Source organism: Saccharopolyspora aridisoli, from assembly GCF_004348445.1.
Taxonomy (GTDB): domain Bacteria; phylum Actinomycetota; class Actinomycetes; order Mycobacteriales; family Pseudonocardiaceae; genus Saccharopolyspora; species Saccharopolyspora aridisoli.
The window spans coordinates 63070-80886 of record NZ_SMKV01000007.1 but is presented as its reverse complement, the minus strand read 5'-3'; the positions used below and the strand labels follow the sequence as shown (position 1 = coordinate 80886).

Genomic DNA, 17817 nt, shown 5'->3' with positions numbered 1-17817 from the left:
GATCGGCCACTTCAGGTGTTGATCGGATCAGCCCTCGACCGGCGGACCGGACGGGCGCGAGACCGCGCGGCGGCGGGTCCTGCGGACCGGGGCGGCGGGCTCGACGTTGGCCAGGCCGTCGTCGTCGCTCGACTGCTTCGGCTCCGGCTTGGACACCACCAGAGGCTGGACCGGGGCGCCCGCGCTACCGGCGGACCGGACGGCCTTGCGGCGCGGACGGGCCCCGTTGGACTCCGCCTGCGGCTCGGCCGGCTCCGGCTGCTTCTGCTCGACCGGAGCCGCCGGGGCGGGCGGGGCAGCCGAGGGCTCGGCGACCGGCTCGACGGGCTTGGCGGCTTCGACCGGCTCGGGCTCCGGCTTCGGCTCCGCGGCCTTCGGCTCGACCGGGGCAGGTTCGGGCTTGCGCTCCTCGGCCTTCGGCTCGACCGGCTTCGGCTCCGCGGCCTTCGACTCGACCGGGGCAGGTTCGGGCTTGCGCTCCTCGGCCTTCGGCTCCGGCTTGGTGTCCGGCTTGACCTCGGCCTTCGGCTCCGGCTTGGACTCGGTCTTCTGCTCGGCCTTCTGCTCGGCCTTGGGCTCGGGGGCCTGCTGGTCGGAATCCTGCTGCTTGCCGCGGTTGCGGTTGCGGCGGCCACCGCTGCCGCCACCGCTCTGGGCGTTGCCGCCACCGCCGCCGCCACCGCCGTTGCCGTGCTGGTGGTTGATCGGCTCGGTGGACACCATCAGCCCGCGCCCGCGGCAGTGCTCGCAGGTGCTGCTGTACGCCTCGAGCAGACCGGTGCCGACCCGCTTGCGGGTCATCTGCACCAGGCCCAGCGAGGTCACCTCGGCGACCTGGTGGCGGGTGCGGTCCCGGCCCAGGCACTCGGTGAGGCGGCGCAGCACCAAGTCTCGGTTGGACTCCAGCACCATGTCGATGAAGTCGATGACGATGATGCCGCCGATGTCGCGCAACCGGAGCTGGCGGACGATCTCCTCCGCGGCCTCCAGGTTGTTGCGGGTCACCGTCTCCTCCAGGTTGCCACCGGAGCCGGTGAACTTCCCGGTGTTGACGTCGATCACCGTCATGGCCTCGGTGCGGTCGATGACCAGGTAACCACCGGAGGGCAGCCAGACCTTGCGGTCCAGCGCCTTGGCGATCTGCTCGTTGATCCGCTTCTCGTGGAACACGTCGTTCTTGCCGACGTGCTTGTCCAGCCGGGGGGCCAGGTCGGGCGCCACGTGCTGGACGTAGGACTCGATGGTCTCCCACGCGTCGTTGCCCTGGACGGTCATCGACGAGAAGTCCTCGGTGAACAGGTCGCGGACGACCTTGATCAGCAGGTCGGGCTCCTCGTAGAGCAGCTGCGGGGCGTTCGCGCCGGGGGTCTCGGCCTTCTCCTTGATGACCTCCCACTGCGCCTGCAGCCGCCGCACGTCGCGGTCCAGCGCTTCTTCGCTGGTGCCCTCGGAGGCGGTGCGGATGATCACGCCGGCGTTGTCCGGCACGATCCGCTTGAGGATCTCCTTGAGCCGCTTGCGCTCGGTGTCGGGCAACTTGCGGCTGATGCCTGTGGCGCCGCCACCCGGCACGTAGACCAGGAACCGGCCCGGCAGGCTGATCTGGGTGGTCAGCCGAGCGCCCTTGTGACCGACCGGGTCCTTGGTGACCTGCACCAGGACGCTGTCGCCGGTCTGCAGGGCCTGCTCGATGCGGCGGGCCTTGCCCGCCAGCCCAGCGGCGTCCCAGTCGACCTCACCGGCGTAGAGGACCGCGTTGCGGCCCCGGCCGATGTCGACGAAGGCGGCCTCCATGCTGGGCAGCACGTTCTGCACGCGGCCCAGGTAGACGTTGCCGACCAGTGAGCCGCTGCCCGAGGAGGTCACGAAGTTCTCGACGAGGACGTTGTCCTCCAGCACCGCGATCTGCGTCTGGTCACCGTTCTGGCGGACCACCATCTTGCGGTCGACCGACTCGCGGCGGGCCAAGAACTCCGACTCCGACAGCACGGGCGCGCGACGCCGACCGGCTTCGCGGCCGTCCCGACGACGCTGGCGCTTGGCCTCCAGGCGGGTCGAGCCCTTGACCGCGCGCACCTCGTCGTCGCTGGAGTCCTGCCGCGAGGACTCGGCGGCGGGCTCGCGCACGTGCACCACGGTGTTCGGCGGGTCGTCCTCGCGGGTGCCGCTCTCGTCGTCCGACGTGCCCTTGCGGCGACGACGGCGACGACGGCGGCGGGAACCCTCGGACTGGCCTTCGGACTCGCCGGCCTGCTCGTCGGAGGACTCCTCGGAGCCCTCACCGGTCTCGGTCTGGGCGGCCTCGGACTGGTTGTCCTCGGAACCGTCCTCGCCACCGGACTCGTTGTCGGAGTCGGCGCCGCGTCCCCGGCCACGGCCCCGGCGACCACGACGGCGACGGCGGCGGCTGCCGGAGTCACCCGAGTCGTCATCGCCGTCGGAGGCGGAGTCGGACTCCCCCTCGTCGGAAGTGGCCTCAGCGGCCGGCTCCGCGACCGGCGCGGCGGGTGCGGCCTCGGCGGGCTCCGGCTCGGCGGCCGGGCGCTGCGCCGGCGGCTGCGGGGCCAGGAACATGGCCTCCGGAGCCGCGAACAGCGGCGTCAGGCCGACCGAGGACTCCTCCGTCTCGGACGGAGGGGACGCGAAGTCCGCAGCGGGCACCGAAGCGCTCTGCTCGTCCTCAGCGGCCTCGCTCGACCCGGCGGCAGGCTCCTCGGAAGCCGGGGCGGCCTCGGCCGCGTCCTCACCTTCCTCGGCGACCAGCTCCGGGTTGAGCGTCTGCACGACGCGCAGGGCCAAGTCCCGGTTGATGTTCGACTGGGCGCTGCGGACGGGCTCGCCGAGCTCGTCGAGCGCCTTGATGATCTCCCGGCTGCTGGCTCCCAACAGCTTGGCGAGCGCGTGCACCCTGAGCTTCGCGGGCAACTCGATGGTGCCCTGCGCATCCTGGGTGGGTGTGGGCGATTGCCCGCTGGCGTTGTTCCCAGCGGGCGTGTCCATGTTCAACATCCAGCTCCTCCGCCCCCGGGCGCGTCCGGGTGGACGCGGCCGCACAGAGGCATGTGCGATCTTTTAGTTTCCGCCGCCCGCGGGCGACGGCAATTCTTCGTGGTCCCTCCGCCCCGGACCTGCAGGCCGGGAAGCCGTACGGCGGGTCGACGACGTCACGTCCGTCACCCGGCCGCGGGCTCACCCGCCGGAGTCCGGTCGCCGTCTGAGTCCTGGGCCAACGGGTCGGCAATGCCTCCCCCGTCATCGAGCCGACCCTGTTCCAGCCGGGTCGCGCTCGCGGCGGCCGACGGTTCCAGACCGGCGACGACACGCAGGGCGCTCAGTACGTCGTCGGGCCGCACGACGGGTGTTGTCTGCCGCACGACCGTTACGAGTATCCCATACGGTGCGGACGCCTCGGGCCAATCGTCCACCTGGGCGGTCGCGCGGCGTTTTTGATCACGCTGCGCAATCGGCCGAGGACCCTCCCAGACCTCCGCGCTGAGCAGCGCGGCACGCGCATCGATGGTGCGACGACCGTCCTTGGTCATCCGCTCGACCAGGGCGCTGTCGGCGGCCATCAGCTGCTCAGTCGCCTGGCGCAGTTCACCCACTCCGGTGCCGGGCATGTCGATGCGCCACTCGCTGACCACCAGCCGGTCCGCGAGCGGCCCTGAACGCGCCTCCACCGCCGTGAGCAGGTCGATGCCGTCAGGCAGGGCGGCGTCCAGCTCGGCGCGCAGCGACTCGGGCTCGACGCGTTCGACTAACTGCAGCTCGAGGTACTCGGCCTCGCTGGACACACCGGTGGGCACGGCTCCCGCCCAGGACACCTTGGGGTGCGGGCTGAAGCCCTGGGAGTAGGCCATCGGTACGCCGGCCCGGCGCAGCGCGCGCTCGAAGGTGCGCGCCACGTCGCGGTGCGAGGTGAACCGCAGCCTGCCCCTCTTCGCGTAGCGCAGGCGCACCTTCTGCACCGGTGGCGCCGAAGGATTGGGGTGATCTCGCCGACTCAGAATGCCTCCCCGACCATGATCGTCACCGCCGGTCCCCCCGGACCGCTGTCGCTGACGATGCTTGCTTGCTCAACCGCGAGGTGACAACACCCAGCGGGAAGTTTTCGATCCAGACCGTACCTGGCCGACGGCTTCACGCACGTTCGTGCGCGATCGCACTACCGCGCACGAACATGCAGGTCAGCCGTCCGCGAGCGCCGAATTCCGCACCGGCGACCCCTGTCCGACCGGCGAGATCGGGAGCAGTTTTCGCCCGGTCGGGCCGACCTCGATGTCGGTGCCCATGGTCGGGCACACACCGCAGTCGAAGCATGGGGTCCACCGGCAGTCGTCCTGCTCGCGGGCTTCCAGGGCGTCCTGCCAGTCCGCCCAGAGCCACTCCTTGTCCAGGCCGGAGTCCAGGTGGTCCCACGGCAGGATTTCGTCCTCGGTGCGCTCGCGGGTGGTGAACCAGGCCAGGTCCACGCCCAGCTCGGCGAGCTCGTTCTCGGCGCAGTCCACCCAGCGCTCGTAGGAGAAGTGCTCGTTCCAACCGTCGAACCGGCCGCCCTCGCGCCACACCCGCTCGATGACCCGGCCGAGCCTGCGGTCACCGCGCGAGAGGAGTCCTTCGATCAGCGAGGGCTTGCCGTCGTGGTAGCGCATGCCGATGTTGCGGCCCAGCGAGCGGTCGGTGTTGATCGCCTCGCGGAGCTTGCGCAGCCGGTCGTCGACGGTCTCCGGATCGGTCTGCGATGCCCACTGGAACGGTGTGTGCGGCTTGGGCACGAACCCGCCGATGGAGATGGTGCACCGGATGTCCTTGCGCCCGGAAGCCGCACGACCTGCGCGGATGACCTCCTTGGCCATCTCGGCGATCTGCAGGACGTCGGAGTCCTCCTCGGTGGGGAGACCGCACATGAAGTACAGCTTGACCTGCCGCCAACCGTTGGCGAAGGCCGCCGAGACGGTGCGGATGAGGTCTTCCTCGGAGACCATCTTGTTGATCACCCGGCGGATCCGCTCGCTGCCGCCCTCAGGCGCGAACGTGAGCCCGGAGCGGCGGCCGTTGCGGGAAAGCTCGTTGGCCAGGTCGATGTTGAACGCGTCGACGCGGGTCGACGGCAGCGAAAGACCGGTGTTGGTGCCCTCGTAGCGGTCGGCCAGGCCCTTGGTGATCTCGGCGATCTCGGAGTGGTCGGCGGAGGACAGCGACAGCAGGCCGACCTCCTCGAACCCGGTGTTCTCGAGACCGCGCTGCACCATTTCGCCGATGCCCTCGATGGAGCGCTCGCGCACCGGACGGGTGATCATCCCGGCCTGGCAGAAGCGGCAGCCCCGGGTGCAGCCGCGGAAGATCTCCACGCTCATCCGCTCGTGCACGCTCTCCGCGAGCGGGACCAGCGGCTGCTTCGGGTACGGCCAGTCGTCGAGCTCCATCGTGGTGCGCTTGAACACCCGGTAGGGGGCGCGCTCCCGGTTGGGCACGACCTCGGCGATCGCGCCGTCGTCGCCGTAGGAGACGTCGTAGAACTTGGGGACGTAGACGCCGCCGGACTCGGCCAGCCGCAGCAGCAGCTCGTCGCGGCCACCCGGGCAGCCCTCGCCCTTCCAGCGGCGGACGGCCTCGGTGATCTCCAGGACGGCTTCCTCGCCGTCACCCAGCACCGCCGCGTCGACGAAGTCGGCGATCGGCTCTGGGTTGAACGCGGCGTGACCACCGGCCAGCACGATGGGGTGATCGTCGGTGCGGTCCACCGCGTGCAGCGGGATTCCGGCCAGGTCGAGCGCGCCGAGGAGGTTCGTGTAGCCGAGCTCGGTGGCGAAGCTGACGCCGAAGACGTCGAACTCGCCCACCGGGCGGTGCGCGTCCACGGTGAACTGCGGGATCTCGTGCTCGCGCATCAGCTCTTCGAGGTCCGGCCACACCGCGTAGGTGCGCTCGGCGAGCACGTCAGGCTGCTCGTTGAGGACCTCGTAGAGGATCTGAACACCCTGGTTGGGAACCCCGACCTCGTAGGCGTCGGGATACATCAGGCACCACCGAACGGTGGCGTCCTCCCACGCCTTCACGGTCGAGTTGAGCTCGCCGCCCACGTACTGCACGGGCTTGGAAACCCGCGGCAGCAAGGGTTCCAACCTGTCGAAAACGGACTCCACAGCCACGCGACCAGGGTAGAGGTCCCTCGACCGGGCGCCGACCGGGGGCGTTCAGCCGGGCGGGACCCGGCTGAACGACCTCGCAGTCATCTCACGTCGTCGGTCGAAGCGCCGACGCGCAACGACCACCGATGATCAGAGCTCGGGGAACCAGAGCTTGAGCTCGCGGGCCGCGGATTCCGTGGAGTCCGAGCCGTGGACCAGGTTGTACTGGACCTCCAGACCGAAGTCGCCGCGGATGGATCCCGGGGCCGCCTTGTCGACCGGGTCGGTGCCGCCGGCCAGCTGGCGGAACGCCGCGATGGCCTTCGGGCCCTCGACGCAAGCCGCCACGACCGGGCCACCGGTGATGAACTCGATCAAGCTCTCGAAGAACGGCTTGCCGTCGTGCTCGGCGTAGTGCTGCTCGGCGAGCTGGCGGTCGACGTTCTTGAGCTCCAGCGCGACCAGCTTCAGGCCCTTGCGCTCGATCCGACTGATCACCTCGCCGACGAGGCCCCGCTCGACGCCGTCGGGCTTGACCAGCACCAGAGTGCGCTCGCTCACGTTCTCTCTCCTCACGTCCCCGTTGCGCCAGGCGCGACATCCCAGCGCCCGATGTGACCGCCAGCGTATCGGCGCAGGTGAACCCACCTCTCCTGGGGCCCGGAAGGATCACGCCTCCGGAGGTGGGCCCACGACCTCAGTGGAAATCAGATCCCCGACTTCCACTGGAATCGGGATAGTGGACCTCAGTGCTGGGGGTCGAGGGTTTTGGTCCAGAGGGCTTTGCCCTGTTGGTCGCGGAGATCGACCGTGAGCTGACCGGTCGCGCCGTCGATGTTGACTTCGCCGAAGTGCTGGAAGCCCTCCATCGGGGACGCGCCCTGGCGGGTGGGGGCGCTGACGAAGGCGACCTCCGGGCCGAAGGTGGGGTCCATGTCGCTGGGGCCGAAGGCTCCTGCGTGGAGCGGTCCGGAGACGAACTCCCAGAACTCGTCGAAGCCGGTGAACGCCGCGCGCTGTGGCGAGTAGTTGATCGCCGCCGAGTAGTGCACGTCGGCGGTCAGCCAAACGACGTTGCGCACCTCGCGACGGCTGATCTCCTGCAGCACCCGCGCCAGCTCGGACTCGCGGCCGTTGGGGGCTCCAGGCAGTCCGTTGGCGACGGCCTCGATCTTGTCGCCGTCGGGGACGATGATGCCGATCGGCATGTCCGAGGCGATGACCTTCCAGGTGGCGCGGGACTTCGTCAGCTCGCGGACCAGCCAGTGGGCCTGCTCCTCGCCGAGGATGCTCTCCGGCTCGGTTCCCGTGGAGTTCGCGTCGCGATAGGTGCGCATGTCCAGCACGAACACGTCCAGCAGCGGGCCGTGCGAGACCTTCCGGTAGACGCGGCCGTCGACGGCGTCCTGCCGACGGATCGGCTGCCACTCGTGGAACGCCTGGAACGCGCGCTGTGCCAGCACGTCCACGCGCTTCTCGGTGTAGGCGTCGTTGTCCAGGATCTCGCCCGGGTACCAGTTGTTGGTGACCTCGTGGTCGTCCCACTGGATCAGCTGCGGGACGTCGGCGGCGAACGCGCGCACGTTCTCGTCGAGCAGGTTGTAGGCGAACTGGCCGCGGTACTCGGCGAGGGTTTCGGCGACCTTCGACTTCTCCGGGGTGACGACGTTGCGCCAGACCCGGCCGTCGGGCAGCGTCACCGACTCCTCCACCGGCCCGTCGGAGTAGACCGAGTCGCCGCTGTGCAGGAAGAAGTCGGGGCGGCGATCGGCCATCGCGCGGTAGATCGTCATGCCGCCGATGTCGGGGTTGATGCCCCAGCCCTGGCCCACCACGTCACCCGACCACAGGAACCGCACGTCGCTGCGGTCCTGCGGCACCGTGCGGAAGGTGCCGGTCAGGCCCTCGCTGGCGACCCTGCCGTCGAGGTCCTCGGCGGTGACCCGGTAGTGCACCTCGCGGCCCGCCGGGATTCCGGTGAGCCGCAGCTCACCGGTGCCATCGGTGTCGGGCGTCAGGTCCGGGCCGGGGATGCGCAGCGCGTCGCGGAAGTCCTCGCGCGCGGAGATCTCGACGAACATGCGGGACGGGCGGTCGGCCCGGGTCCACACCACGGCGCCGTCCGGGCGCGGGTCGCCGAGCTGCACGCCGTGGGTCAGCACGGGGCGGCCGGAACGCGCGAAGGCGGTGCCGGGGAGCAGCGCGCCGGCCGCGAGCAGACCGGCGCCGGTGGCACCGCGACGCAGCAGCTCGCGGCGAGTCAGCTTCTCGGGAGTCATGTTCCCGGTTCTAATCCGGCGAGGCCGCGCCACGATCACCACAGGTGAACGGGCAGGTGAAACTTCGGTGTTCAATCGCCGCACCACGCAGACCCTGGTGCGAGACCGGTCGGACCGCTAGCTTCACGGCCGAACCGACTGGCCGATGGAGACGAGGAGGTCCCGATGCGCGCCGCCGTTCACACCGCCGCCAACGAGCCGCTGCGGATCGAGCAGCTGGACGATCCGACGCCGAGGGCCGGTGAGGTCGCCATCGACGTGCGCTCCTGCGGTGCCTGCCACAGCGACCTGCACGTGATCAAGGGCGAGCTGCCGTTCCCCACCCCCGCCGTGCTCGGCCACGAGGTGGCCGGTGTGGTCTCCGAACTCGGTTCCGGCGTCAGCGGGCTGTCGGTGGGCGACCCGGTCGTGACCAGCTTCATCATGCCGTGCGGGCAGTGCGTGCAGTGCTCGCGCGGCAACGAGGAGATCTGCGAGCGGTTCTTCCGGTTCAACCGGGGGCAGGGCAAGCTCTACGACGACGACACCCGGTTGCACCGGCCCGGCGGCGAACCCGTCTGGATGTACTCCCAAGGCGGGATGGCCGAGCGGTGCGTGACCCCGGCGACCTCCGTGTACCGGGTCCCGGACGGGGTCGAGCTGTCGGACGTGGCCTCGGTCGGGTGTTCGACGATGACGGCCTACGGTGCGCTGCGGCACGCGGCGAACGTGCAGGTCGGCGACACCGTGGCGGTGGTCGCGGCGGGTGGAGTCGGCTCGGCGCTGATCCAGCTGGCCTCGATCTTCGGCGCCTCGACGATCATCGCGGTCGACCTCAGCGAGGACAAGCTCGAAGGCGCCCGGCGGCTCGGCGCCACGCACACGGTGAACTCGTCCGAAGTGGACGCTCCCGCGGTGATCCGCGAGCTGACCGGAGGGCGAGGCGTGGACGTCGCCTTCGAGGCGCTGGGCGCGGTCCCGACGTTCAACGTGGCCAGGGACTCGGTCGTCGAAGGCGGCCAGGTCGTGGTCGTCGGCATCGCCGCCCGCGGCACCACCGGCGAGTTCGACCTCGCCACGATCGCCCGGCGCAAGCTCCAGATCAAGGGCTCCTACGGAGCCAAGCCCCGCCGGGACATGCCGGTCCTGCTCGACCTGGTGGCCGGAGGTCAGCTCCGCCCTCAGGACGCCATCAGCCGCCGCTACCCCTTCGAAGAGGTCCAGGACGCCTTCGACGCCCTCAACCGCGGCGAGATCCTGGGCCGAGCGGTCGTCGACCTCACCTGACCGTGGGGGACAGCGTAGTTCGAGACCCGCGTGGTGTTTTCGAACTTCGCGCGGATCCGACGGTTCTCGCAGGTGAGACTAGTCGGTGCCCTCGGGGTACCCCGGCGGGTGACCGAGCTGGTCGTAGAGCTGGCCCTCGCGCATGCGCTTGGCGATGTCCTTGCGCAGGTGCAGGACGTAGGCCCAGATCAACGCGAAGATCGCACCCATGATGCCGATCGACGGGTGGATGAAGGCGCACAGGATCATCGCGGCCTGAAGCGCCAGCGCGAATCCCAGGCCCCACGGGCGGCGCTGCACGAAGGCCGCCACCAGCATCAGCACCGACAGCACGATGACGATCACGAAGCCGGCGCTGGTAACCCCGCCGCCGAACTTCCACACCACCGGCAGCGCCAGCAGGAACGTGATGAACTCCAGCGCCAGCGTGGCCGCCATGATGCCGCGCAGACCCTTCCACGGGTCGCGCACGCCCTCCGGCGGCTCCGGCAAGCCCTTCTCGGGCTGGGACTCCTCGGCCACGACCGCTCCCGTCTCGCTCACGCGGGCTCCTTGCCGAACAGGGCGCGGGCCTCTCCCGCGGTCACCACGGACCCGGTGATCACCACACCGCCGCCGGACACCGATTCACCGGGATCGTCGGTCTCCTCGGCCAGCTGGATCGCCTGCTCGACCGCGTTGTCCAACCGGGGCTCGACCATGATCCGGTCCTGCCCGAAGATGTCCAGCGCGATCCCGGCCAGCTCGTCAGGGTCCAGCGAGCGCGGCGAGGAGTTGCGGGTCAGCACCAGCTCCTCCACCACCGGCTCCAGCTCGGCCAAGATGCCGCGCGCGTCCTTGTCGCCCAGCACGCCCACCACCGCGACCAGCTTGCGGAAGGAGAACTCCGAGCTCAGCGCGTCGGCCAGAGCGCGGGTGCCGTGCGGGTTGTGGGCGGCGTCGACCAGCACCGTCGGTGCCGCGCGCACGCGTTCCAGCCTGCCGGGCACGATGACGGAGGCGAACGCGGAGCGGATGCGCTCCGCGTCCAGCTGACGTTCCGCACCCGCGCCGAAGAACGCCTCGACGGCCGCCAGCGCGACCGCCGCGTTGCGGGCCTGGTGCTCGCCGTGCAGCGGCAGGAAGATCTCGTCGTAGACGCCGCCGAGGCCCTGCAGCTTCAGCAGCTGACCGCCGACCGCGACGGTCCGCTCCAGCACGCCGAACTCCTGGCCCTCGCGCGCCACGGTCGCGTCCACCTCGGCGATCCGGTCCATGATCACTTGCTGCGCCTCGGCGGGCTGGGAAGCCATGACCACGATGGACTCGGGCTTGATGATCCCGGCCTTCTCGCGGGCGATCCCCGCGAGGTCGGTGCCGAGGTATTCGGCGTGGTCCAGCGCGACAGGGCAGATCACCGCGACCTTGGCATCGACGACGTTGGTGGCGTCCCAGCTGCCGCCGAGCCCGACCTCGACGACCCCGGCGTCGACCGGGGCGTCGGCGAACGCGGCGAACGCCATGCCGGTGAGCACCTCGAACTTGCTCATCCTGACGTCGCTTTGGGAGTCCACGATGGACACGTACGGCGCCACGTCGCGGTACGCCTCGACGTAGCCGGCCGGGCTGATCGGAGCGCCGTCGACGCCGATGCGCTCGGTGGCCAGCTGCAGGTGCGGGCTGGTGTAGCGGCCGGTGCGCAGTTCGAGCCCGGTCAGCAGGGCGTCGATGATGCGCGTCGTGGACGACTTGCCGTTGGTGCCCGCGATGTGCACGACCGGATAGGTGCGCTGCGGTTCGGCGAGCAGGTCGGTGAGCGCGCGGATGCGGTCCAGCGACGGCTCGATCTTGGTCTCCGGCCAGCGTTCGTTGAGCTCGGCCTCCACCACGCGCAGCTCGTGCAACGCGGCGGGATCCATGCCGGTCAAGTGCCCACTCCCCTACCAACGACGAAAATGCCGAGGTTGAAGTCTACGTCTTGCCTGGTGGACGACCGCCCAGGCCCGCTGGAGGCGGAAAGGGGTCCTCGCCAGGAGGGCCCCTTCCCGTTGCGCGTCAGCCCTGCGGGAGGGCTTCCAGGCGAGCGGTGATGCGGGCGATGTCTCCTTCGGCGACCTCGCGGCGGGCCTTGATCTTGTCGACCACCTCGGCCGGGGCCTTGTCCAGGAACGCCTGGTTGCCGAGCTTCTTGTCGGCTCCGGACAGCTCCTTCTCGGCGGCGGCGAGGTCCTTGGCCAGGCGCTTGCGCTCGGCCTCGACGTCGATCGCCCCGGAGAGGTCCAGCTCGACGTCGACGTTGCCGCCGGCCAGGCCGACCTCGATGGAGGCCGACGAGGTGAAGCCGTCCTCCGGCTCGGTGACCTTGGCCAGCGAGCGCACCGCGGCCACGTGCTCGGCCAGCCCCAGCTCCTCGACCCCGCTGAGCCGCGCCGCGACCTTCTGACCGGGTTTGAGGCCCTGGTCGGAGCGGAACCGGCGGATCTCGGTGATCAGCTTCTGGGTCGCCGCGATCCGGTCGGCCGCACCGGTGTCGGCCTCGGCGCCGGTGGCCTCCGGCCAGTCGGCGATCACCACGGACTCGCGGCCGGTCAGCACCGTCCACAGGGTCTCGGTGAGGAACGGGATAGTCGGGTGCAGCAGGCGCAGCAGCACGTCGAGGACGTGGCCGAGGACCTCGCGGGTGCGCTCGGCGCGCTCTTCGGAGCCGTCCATCTGGACCTTGGACAGCTCCAGGTACCAGTCGCAGAACTCGTCCCACGTGAAGTGGTAGAGGGCCTCGGTGGCCTTGGCGAACTGGAAGTCCTCCATCATGTCGTCCACGTAGGACACGAGCGCGTCGGCGCGGTCGAGGATCCAGCGGTCGGCGTCGGTCAGCGACTCCCGCTGCAACGGCGACTCCGGCACGCGGGCGCCGTTCATCAGCGCGAACTTGGTGGCGTTGAACAGCTTCGTGCCGAAGCTGCGCGACGCCGAGACCCACTCCTCGCTGATCGGCGAGTCGGTGCCCGGGTTGGCGCCGCGCGCCAGGGTGAACCGCAGCGCGTCGGTGCCGTAGGTGTCCATCCACTCCAGCGGATCGACGGTGTTCCCCGCGGACTTCGACATCTTCTTGCCGTGCGCGTCTCGGACCATGCCGTGCAGCGCGATGGTCTTGAACGGGACTGCCTCGGCCGGGTCCCGGTCCTTCATGGCGTACAGGCCCATCATCATCATCCGGACGACCCAGAAGAAGAGGATGTCGTAGCCGGTGACCAGCACGGACGTCGGGTAGAACTTCTCCAGGTCCGGCGTCTGGTCCGGCCATCCCATGGTCGAGAACGGCCAGAGGCCGGAGGAGAACCAGGTGTCGAGGACGTCCTCGTCCTGGTGCCAGCCGTCGCCCGACGGCGGTTCCTCGTCCGGTCCGACGCACACGACCTCGCCGTTGGGGCCGTACCAGATCGGGATCCGGTGGCCCCACCACAGCTGCCGCGAGATGGCCCAGTCGTGCAGGTTGTCGACCCAGTCGAAGTAGCGCTTGGCCATCTCAGGCGGGTGCACGTCGACGCGGCCGTCGCGGACGGCGTCACCCGCGGCCTGCGCCAGCGGGCCCACCTTGACGAACCACTGCAGGGACAGCCGGGGCTCGATCGGCTCCTTGGAGCGCGAGCTGTGCCCGACGCTGTGCGCGTACGGGCGCTTCTCGGCGACGATGCGGTCCTGTTCGCGCAGCGCCTCGCGCACCGCGACCCGGGCCTCGAAGCGGTCCATGCCGTCGAAGCGGGTTCCGGTGTGGGCGATGCGGCCCTGCTCGTCCATGATCGTGAGCATCGGCAGGTCGTGCCGCTTGCCGATCTCGAAGTCGTTCGGGTCGTGCGCCGGGGTCACCTTGACCGCACCGGTGCCGAACTCGGGATCGACGTGCTCGTCAGGGACGATCGGGATCTTGCGGCCGGTCAGCGGCAGTTCGACCTCGGTGCCGACCATGTGCCGGTAGCGCTCGTCGTCCGGGTGCACCGCGATGGCGGTGTCGCCGAGCATCGTCTCGACCCGCGTGGTGGCCACCACGATCGCGTCGTCACCGTCGCCGTAGCGCATGGAGACGAGCTCGCCCTCGACCTCCTTGTGCTCCACCTCGATGTCGGAGATCGCGGTGCGCATCTCCGGCGACCAGTTGACCAGCCGCTCGGCGCGGTAGATCAGGCCGTCGTCGTAGAGGTCCTTGAAGATCGTCTGGACGGCGCGGGACAGGCCGTCGTCCATGGTGAAGCGCTCGCGGGACCAGTCGACGCTGTCGCCGAGGCGACGCATCTGCGACAGGATCGCCCCGCCGTGCTTCTCCTTCCAGCTCCAGACGCGCTCCAGGAACTTCTCGCGGCCGAGCTCGCGGTGGTCGATGCCCTCCTCCCGCAGCTGCTTCTCGACCAGCGCCTGCACCGCGATGCTCGCGTGATCCATGCCCGGCAGCCACAGCGCCTCGTAGCCCTGCATCCGGCGACGCCGGGTGAGGATGTCCATCAGCGTGTGCTCGAAGGCGTGGCCGATGTGCAGGCTGCCGGTGACGTTCGGCGGCGGGATGACGATCGAGAACGGCGGCTTGCCGCTGTTGGGGTCGGCGGTGAAGTACTCGGCGGCTACCCAGCGCTCGTACAGCTCGGCCTCTACGTCGGCCGGATTCCAGGTCGACGGGAGTTCACGGGTTGCGGCTGCATGGGTCTGTGTCACACGTCGGATTCTACGAGTGCCCGAACGGCGGTTCCCCCGGGCATACCCCGGCCGCGACCAGCGGGCGTGTGACACCTGGCACGCGCACGCGAGAGGGGCGCGACTCGTCGAGCCGCGCCCCTCTCGCGATGGCCACCAGGTCAGCCGGTGAACAGCTTGGTGACCTTGGTGATGAGTTCGTAGAGGCCGTAGAGGAATGGGACGCCCACCCAGAGCCAGGCGATGACCAGGAGAAATCGGCGGTTCGCGGTCGTCACTTGTCTCCTCCCTTCGCCGGTTCGTGGAACTTCGGGGCGACCGGGCGGATCAGCTCGTTGGCGATGAAGCCGACGACCAGCAGCCCGATCATGATGTAGAGCGAAACCGCGTACAGCTCGGGCCCCTTCGCGCCGCTCGCTTCCTGCGCGTCGGCGACGGCGTTGACGATCAGCGGTCCGAGCACACCGGCCACCGACCACGCGGTGAGCAGCCGGCCGTGGATCGCGCCGACCTGCAGGTTGCCGAAGAGGTCCTTCAAGTACGCCGGCGCGGTGGAGAAACCCCCGCCGTAGAACGACAGGATCAGGATCGCGCACAGCACGAACACCGGGACGCCGGTCGCGCCGAACAGCAGGATTCCCAGGTACAGCAGCGTTCCGCCGCCCAGGTAGAGACGGTAGATGTTCTTGCGCCCCACCACGTCCGACGCCGACGACCAGACGAACCGACCGGCCATGTTGGTCAGCGACAGCAGCGCCACGAACCCGGCCGCCGCGCCGGTGGCCACCGGAGTCGCGCTGTTGGAGAAGAAGCCCACGATCATCGGCGACGCCTTCTCCAGGATGCCGATGCCCGCGGTGACGTTGCAGCACAGGATCACCCACAGCAGCCAGAACTGCGGGGTGCGCAAGGCGGTGTTGGCCGTCACGTCGGCCGTGGTGATCATCGGCTTGACGACCTGCTGCGGCATCGACTTGGGACGCCAGCCCGGAGCGGGAACCCGCACCAGCAGCGCGCCCAGCGACATGAACACCGCGTAGACCAGGCCGTGCACCAGGAAGGTCTGCGCGATGCCGGAGCGGTCCTCGCCGAAGGTGTCCAGCATCTGCGTCGACCACGGCGAGGCGATCAGCGCACCACCGCCGAAACCCATGATGGCGATGCCGGTCGCCATGCCCGGCCGGTCCGGGAACCACTTCATCAGCGTGGACACCGGCGAGATGTAGCCGATGCCCAGCCCGATGCCGCCCACGAAGCCATATCCCAGCACCACCAGCCAGTACTGGCCCAGCGCGACGCCCAGCGACGAGATCAGGAACCCGAGCGAGAAGCAGACCGCCGAGACGGTCATGGCCCAGCGCGGGCCGCGCTTCTCCACCAGGGTTCCGCCCACCGCGGCCGACAGCCCGAGCATGACGATGCCCAGCTGGAACGGCAGCGCGCTCAGGGTGCCCGACAGACCCAGGGCCTCCTCCAGCGGCGGCTTGAACACGCTCCACGCGTAGACCTGCCCGATCGACAGGTGCACCGCCAGCGCTGCCGGTGGGATCAGCCAGCGGCTCCAATCCGGTGGAGCGACCATTCGACTGGGTGACAGCAGCCCTGAAACCATTGGGCCTCCCGGCTTCGCGACGTTGATCAGCGCGCCGAGCATACTGTTGGCAACGGCCAGAACGAGTCGTCCAACCTCAAACCGAAACAAAGTTCCGAGGAGGCGCAATGGGACGGGTCACGGTGCGGCGTCCGGTGCTCCGGATCGCCGAGAACGGCAATCGGACCAGGCCGGACACCCTCGCCGCCGAGGAACCTCTGGAAATCCGGGTCAACGGCAAGCCGCTGTCGGTGACGATGCGCACACCCGGCCACGACGTGGAGCTGGCGCACGGCTTCCTCCTGACGGAAGGCGTCATCGCCGACCGCGACGAGCTGGCCACCGCCCGTTACTGCGACAGCCCCGGACCCGACGGGCGCAACACCTACAACGTGCTCGACATCGCGCTCGCCCCCGGCGTCGCGATGCCGGAGGCCTCCGTGGAGCGCAACTTCTACACCACCTCCTCGTGCGGGGTGTGCGGGAAGGCGGCGCTGGACGCGGTGAAGCTGCGCACCCGCCACTCCCCCGCCACCGACCCGCTGAGCATCGCCCCCGAAACCCTCATCGGACTGCCCGACGCGCTGCGCGCGGCCCAGCGCGTCTTCGACTCCACCGGCGGCCTGCACGCGGCAGGCCTGTTCGACGCGCGCGGTGAGCTGCTCGTGGTGCGCGAAGACGTCGGCAGGCACAACGCGGTCGACAAGGTGATGGGCTGGGCGCTGATGCAACGTCGCGTGCCGCTCACCAGCTGCGTGCTGATGGTGTCGGGCCGGGCGTCGTTCGAGCTGGTGCAGAAGGCCGCGATGGCGGGCGTGCCGATGCTCTCAGCGGTCTCGGCGCCGTCCTCGCTGGCCGTGGACCTGGCCGAGGAGCAGGGCATGACGCTCATCGGCTTCCTCCGCGGCTCCTCGATGAACGTCTACACCGGAGCGGAGCGCGTGGCGATCACCGAATCCGCGTGACGGACACCTGGTGCGGTTGGGAGGATGCCCGGAGGTGTTCGAGGAGGACTGGTTTGCCCCACCGACGATTGATCGGCGCCCCGCTGCCCCGGCGCACGCTTCTGACCTCGGGTGTCGCCGGTTTGGCGGCAGTCGGGCTCGGGTTGAGCACCGACAGCGCGGGCCATCCGGTCGAGCAGCGCGTGTCGCTCGCCAAGAACGTCTCCGTGGAGCGGCTCTACTCCCAGGCGCGCGAGCAGAACGTGGACGTGGTGGCGATCCGCCCCAGGGATGTTCCAGCCGAGGGGCTTCCGGTTTGCCTGATGCTGCACGGGCGGTTCGGCGACGCGATGGACTCGGTCAGCGGTCTGCCGGTGTGGCTGTCGAACTCCGTTGCGGCGGGACGGGTTCCGCCGTTCATGCTGCTCGCGGTGGACGGTGGTCCGAACAACTACTGGCACCGCCGTTCCGATGACGACGCGATGAGCATGCTGCTCGACGAGGTCCCGCAGTGGCTGAACGAGCGCGGGCTCAGCGCCCCGGTCGCGGCCGCGGGCATCTCGATGGGCGGCTTCGGCGCGCTGGTGTACGCGCGGCGACGCCGCGAGCTCGGCGACCCGTTGCAGGCGGCGGGCGCGATCGCCCCGGCACTGCACACCAACTGGCGCGAGATGCGCAAGCGACGGGCGTTCACCAACGAGGCGGAGTGGAAGGCGATCGACCCGCTGCGCCACATCGACAGCCTCGGTGACCTGCCGATCGGCGTCTGGTGCGGCAACGGCGACCGCTTCATCGAGGGCACCCGCCGCTTCATCCGCCTCGCCAGGCCCACCTACGCCTCCACGACTCCGGGCCGCCACAACAAGACCTACTTCCGCAAGGCCCTCCCCAACCTGGTCGACTTCATAGGCGACCACCTCCACACCTGAGCCACCCCGACCCCG

The 17817-nt window shown here is 69.9% G+C and carries 13 protein-coding genes; 3 read left to right on the top strand and 10 right to left on the bottom strand.

Annotated features, from left to right (window positions below):
• Positions 1–27: 27 nt before the first annotated feature.
• The 5 genes from E1161_RS07625 to E1161_RS07605 form a co-directional block, all read right to left on the bottom strand.
• Entirely contained in the window at positions 28–3009 is a 2982-nt protein-coding gene (locus E1161_RS07625) for a translation initiation factor IF-2 N-terminal domain-containing protein (RefSeq protein ID WP_132621031.1), read from the bottom strand.
• Positions 3010–3173: 164 nt separating this feature from the next.
• A complete protein-coding gene (locus tag E1161_RS07620) occupies positions 3174–3968 on the bottom strand; it encodes a TIGR03936 family radical SAM-associated protein (RefSeq protein WP_132621029.1) in 795 nt (264 codons plus the stop codon).
• 219 nt (positions 3969–4187) lie between these two features.
• A complete protein-coding gene (locus E1161_RS07615; RefSeq protein ID WP_132621027.1) occupies positions 4188–6152 on the bottom strand; it encodes a TIGR03960 family B12-binding radical SAM protein in 1965 nt (654 codons plus the stop codon).
• Between the two features lie 129 nt (positions 6153–6281).
• Positions 6282–6692 carry a nucleoside-diphosphate kinase gene (gene ndk / locus E1161_RS07610; protein WP_132621025.1) on the bottom strand — a complete coding sequence of 137 codons (411 nt, stop codon included), beginning with the start codon at positions 6690–6692 and terminating at the stop codon, positions 6282–6284.
• Positions 6693–6877: 185 nt separating this feature from the next.
• Positions 6878–8410 carry an alkaline phosphatase D family protein gene (locus E1161_RS07605; protein WP_132621023.1) on the bottom strand — a complete coding sequence of 511 codons (1533 nt, stop codon included), beginning with the start codon at positions 8408–8410 and terminating at the stop codon, positions 6878–6880.
• A gap of 165 nt (positions 8411–8575) precedes the next feature.
• Between E1161_RS07605 and E1161_RS07600 the strand changes: the two genes are divergently transcribed.
• On the top strand, positions 8576–9676 hold the full coding sequence (locus tag E1161_RS07600; protein WP_132621021.1) for a zinc-binding dehydrogenase: 1101 nt from the start codon (positions 8576–8578) through the stop codon (positions 9674–9676).
• Between the two features lie 78 nt (positions 9677–9754).
• On the opposite strand, the gene E1161_RS07595 is transcribed toward E1161_RS07600, so the two are convergent.
• The 5 genes from E1161_RS07595 to E1161_RS07580 form a co-directional block, all read right to left on the bottom strand.
• Entirely contained in the window at positions 9755–10219 is a 465-nt protein-coding gene (locus E1161_RS07595; RefSeq protein WP_235874861.1) for a DUF4233 domain-containing protein, read from the bottom strand.
• A complete protein-coding gene (gene folC, locus E1161_RS07590; protein ID WP_132621233.1) occupies positions 10216–11574 on the bottom strand; it encodes a bifunctional tetrahydrofolate synthase/dihydrofolate synthase in 1359 nt (452 codons plus the stop codon). Before folC ends, E1161_RS07595 begins: the two co-directional genes overlap by 4 nt.
• A gap of 136 nt (positions 11575–11710) precedes the next feature.
• Positions 11711–14359, bottom strand: coding sequence for a valine--tRNA ligase (locus E1161_RS07585; RefSeq protein ID WP_132621019.1), 2649 nt, complete (start codon positions 14357–14359; stop codon positions 11711–11713).
• Between the two features lie 140 nt (positions 14360–14499).
• Positions 14500–14616: an MFS transporter small subunit gene (locus tag E1161_RS28775; protein WP_456238829.1), complete on the bottom strand. Its 117-nt coding sequence runs from the start codon at positions 14614–14616 to the stop codon at positions 14500–14502.
• Positions 14613–15950, bottom strand: a complete 1338-nt coding sequence (locus tag E1161_RS07580; protein ID WP_132621017.1) for an L-lactate MFS transporter — start codon at positions 15948–15950, stop codon at positions 14613–14615. Before E1161_RS07580 ends, E1161_RS28775 begins: the two co-directional genes overlap by 4 nt.
• Before the next feature lie 107 nt (positions 15951–16057).
• On the opposite strand from E1161_RS07580, the gene fdhD reads away from it, so the two are divergent.
• Both fdhD and E1161_RS07570 read left to right on the top strand, forming a co-directional pair.
• Entirely contained in the window at positions 16058–16894 is an 837-nt protein-coding gene (gene fdhD, locus E1161_RS07575; protein ID WP_132621015.1) for a formate dehydrogenase accessory sulfurtransferase FdhD, read from the top strand.
• A 53-nt stretch (positions 16895–16947) separates the two neighbouring features.
• Positions 16948–17802, top strand: a complete 855-nt coding sequence (locus E1161_RS07570; protein WP_132621013.1) for an alpha/beta hydrolase — start codon at positions 16948–16950, stop codon at positions 17800–17802.
• Positions 17803–17817: the final 15 nt, after the last annotated feature.

Excerpts from the sequence above, each read along its gene's own strand:
- E1161_RS07605 (WP_132621023.1), bottom strand. The coding sequence starts at position 8,410 with ATGACTCCCGAGAAGCTGACTCGCCGCGAGCTGCTGCGTCGCGGTGCC.
- fdhD (WP_132621015.1), top strand. The coding sequence starts at position 16,058 with ATGGGACGGGTCACGGTGCGGCGTCCGGTGCTCCGGATCGCCGAGAAC.
- E1161_RS07625 (WP_132621031.1), bottom strand. The coding sequence starts at position 3,009 with ATGTTGAACATGGACACGCCCGCTGGGAACAACGCCAGCGGGCAATCG.
- E1161_RS07580 (WP_132621017.1), bottom strand. The coding sequence starts at position 15,950 with ATGGTTTCAGGGCTGCTGTCACCCAGTCGAATGGTCGCTCCACCGGAT.
- E1161_RS07600 (WP_132621021.1), top strand. The coding sequence starts at position 8,576 with ATGCGCGCCGCCGTTCACACCGCCGCCAACGAGCCGCTGCGGATCGAG.
- folC (WP_132621233.1), bottom strand. The coding sequence starts at position 11,574 with ATGGATCCCGCCGCGTTGCACGAGCTGCGCGTGGTGGAGGCCGAGCTC.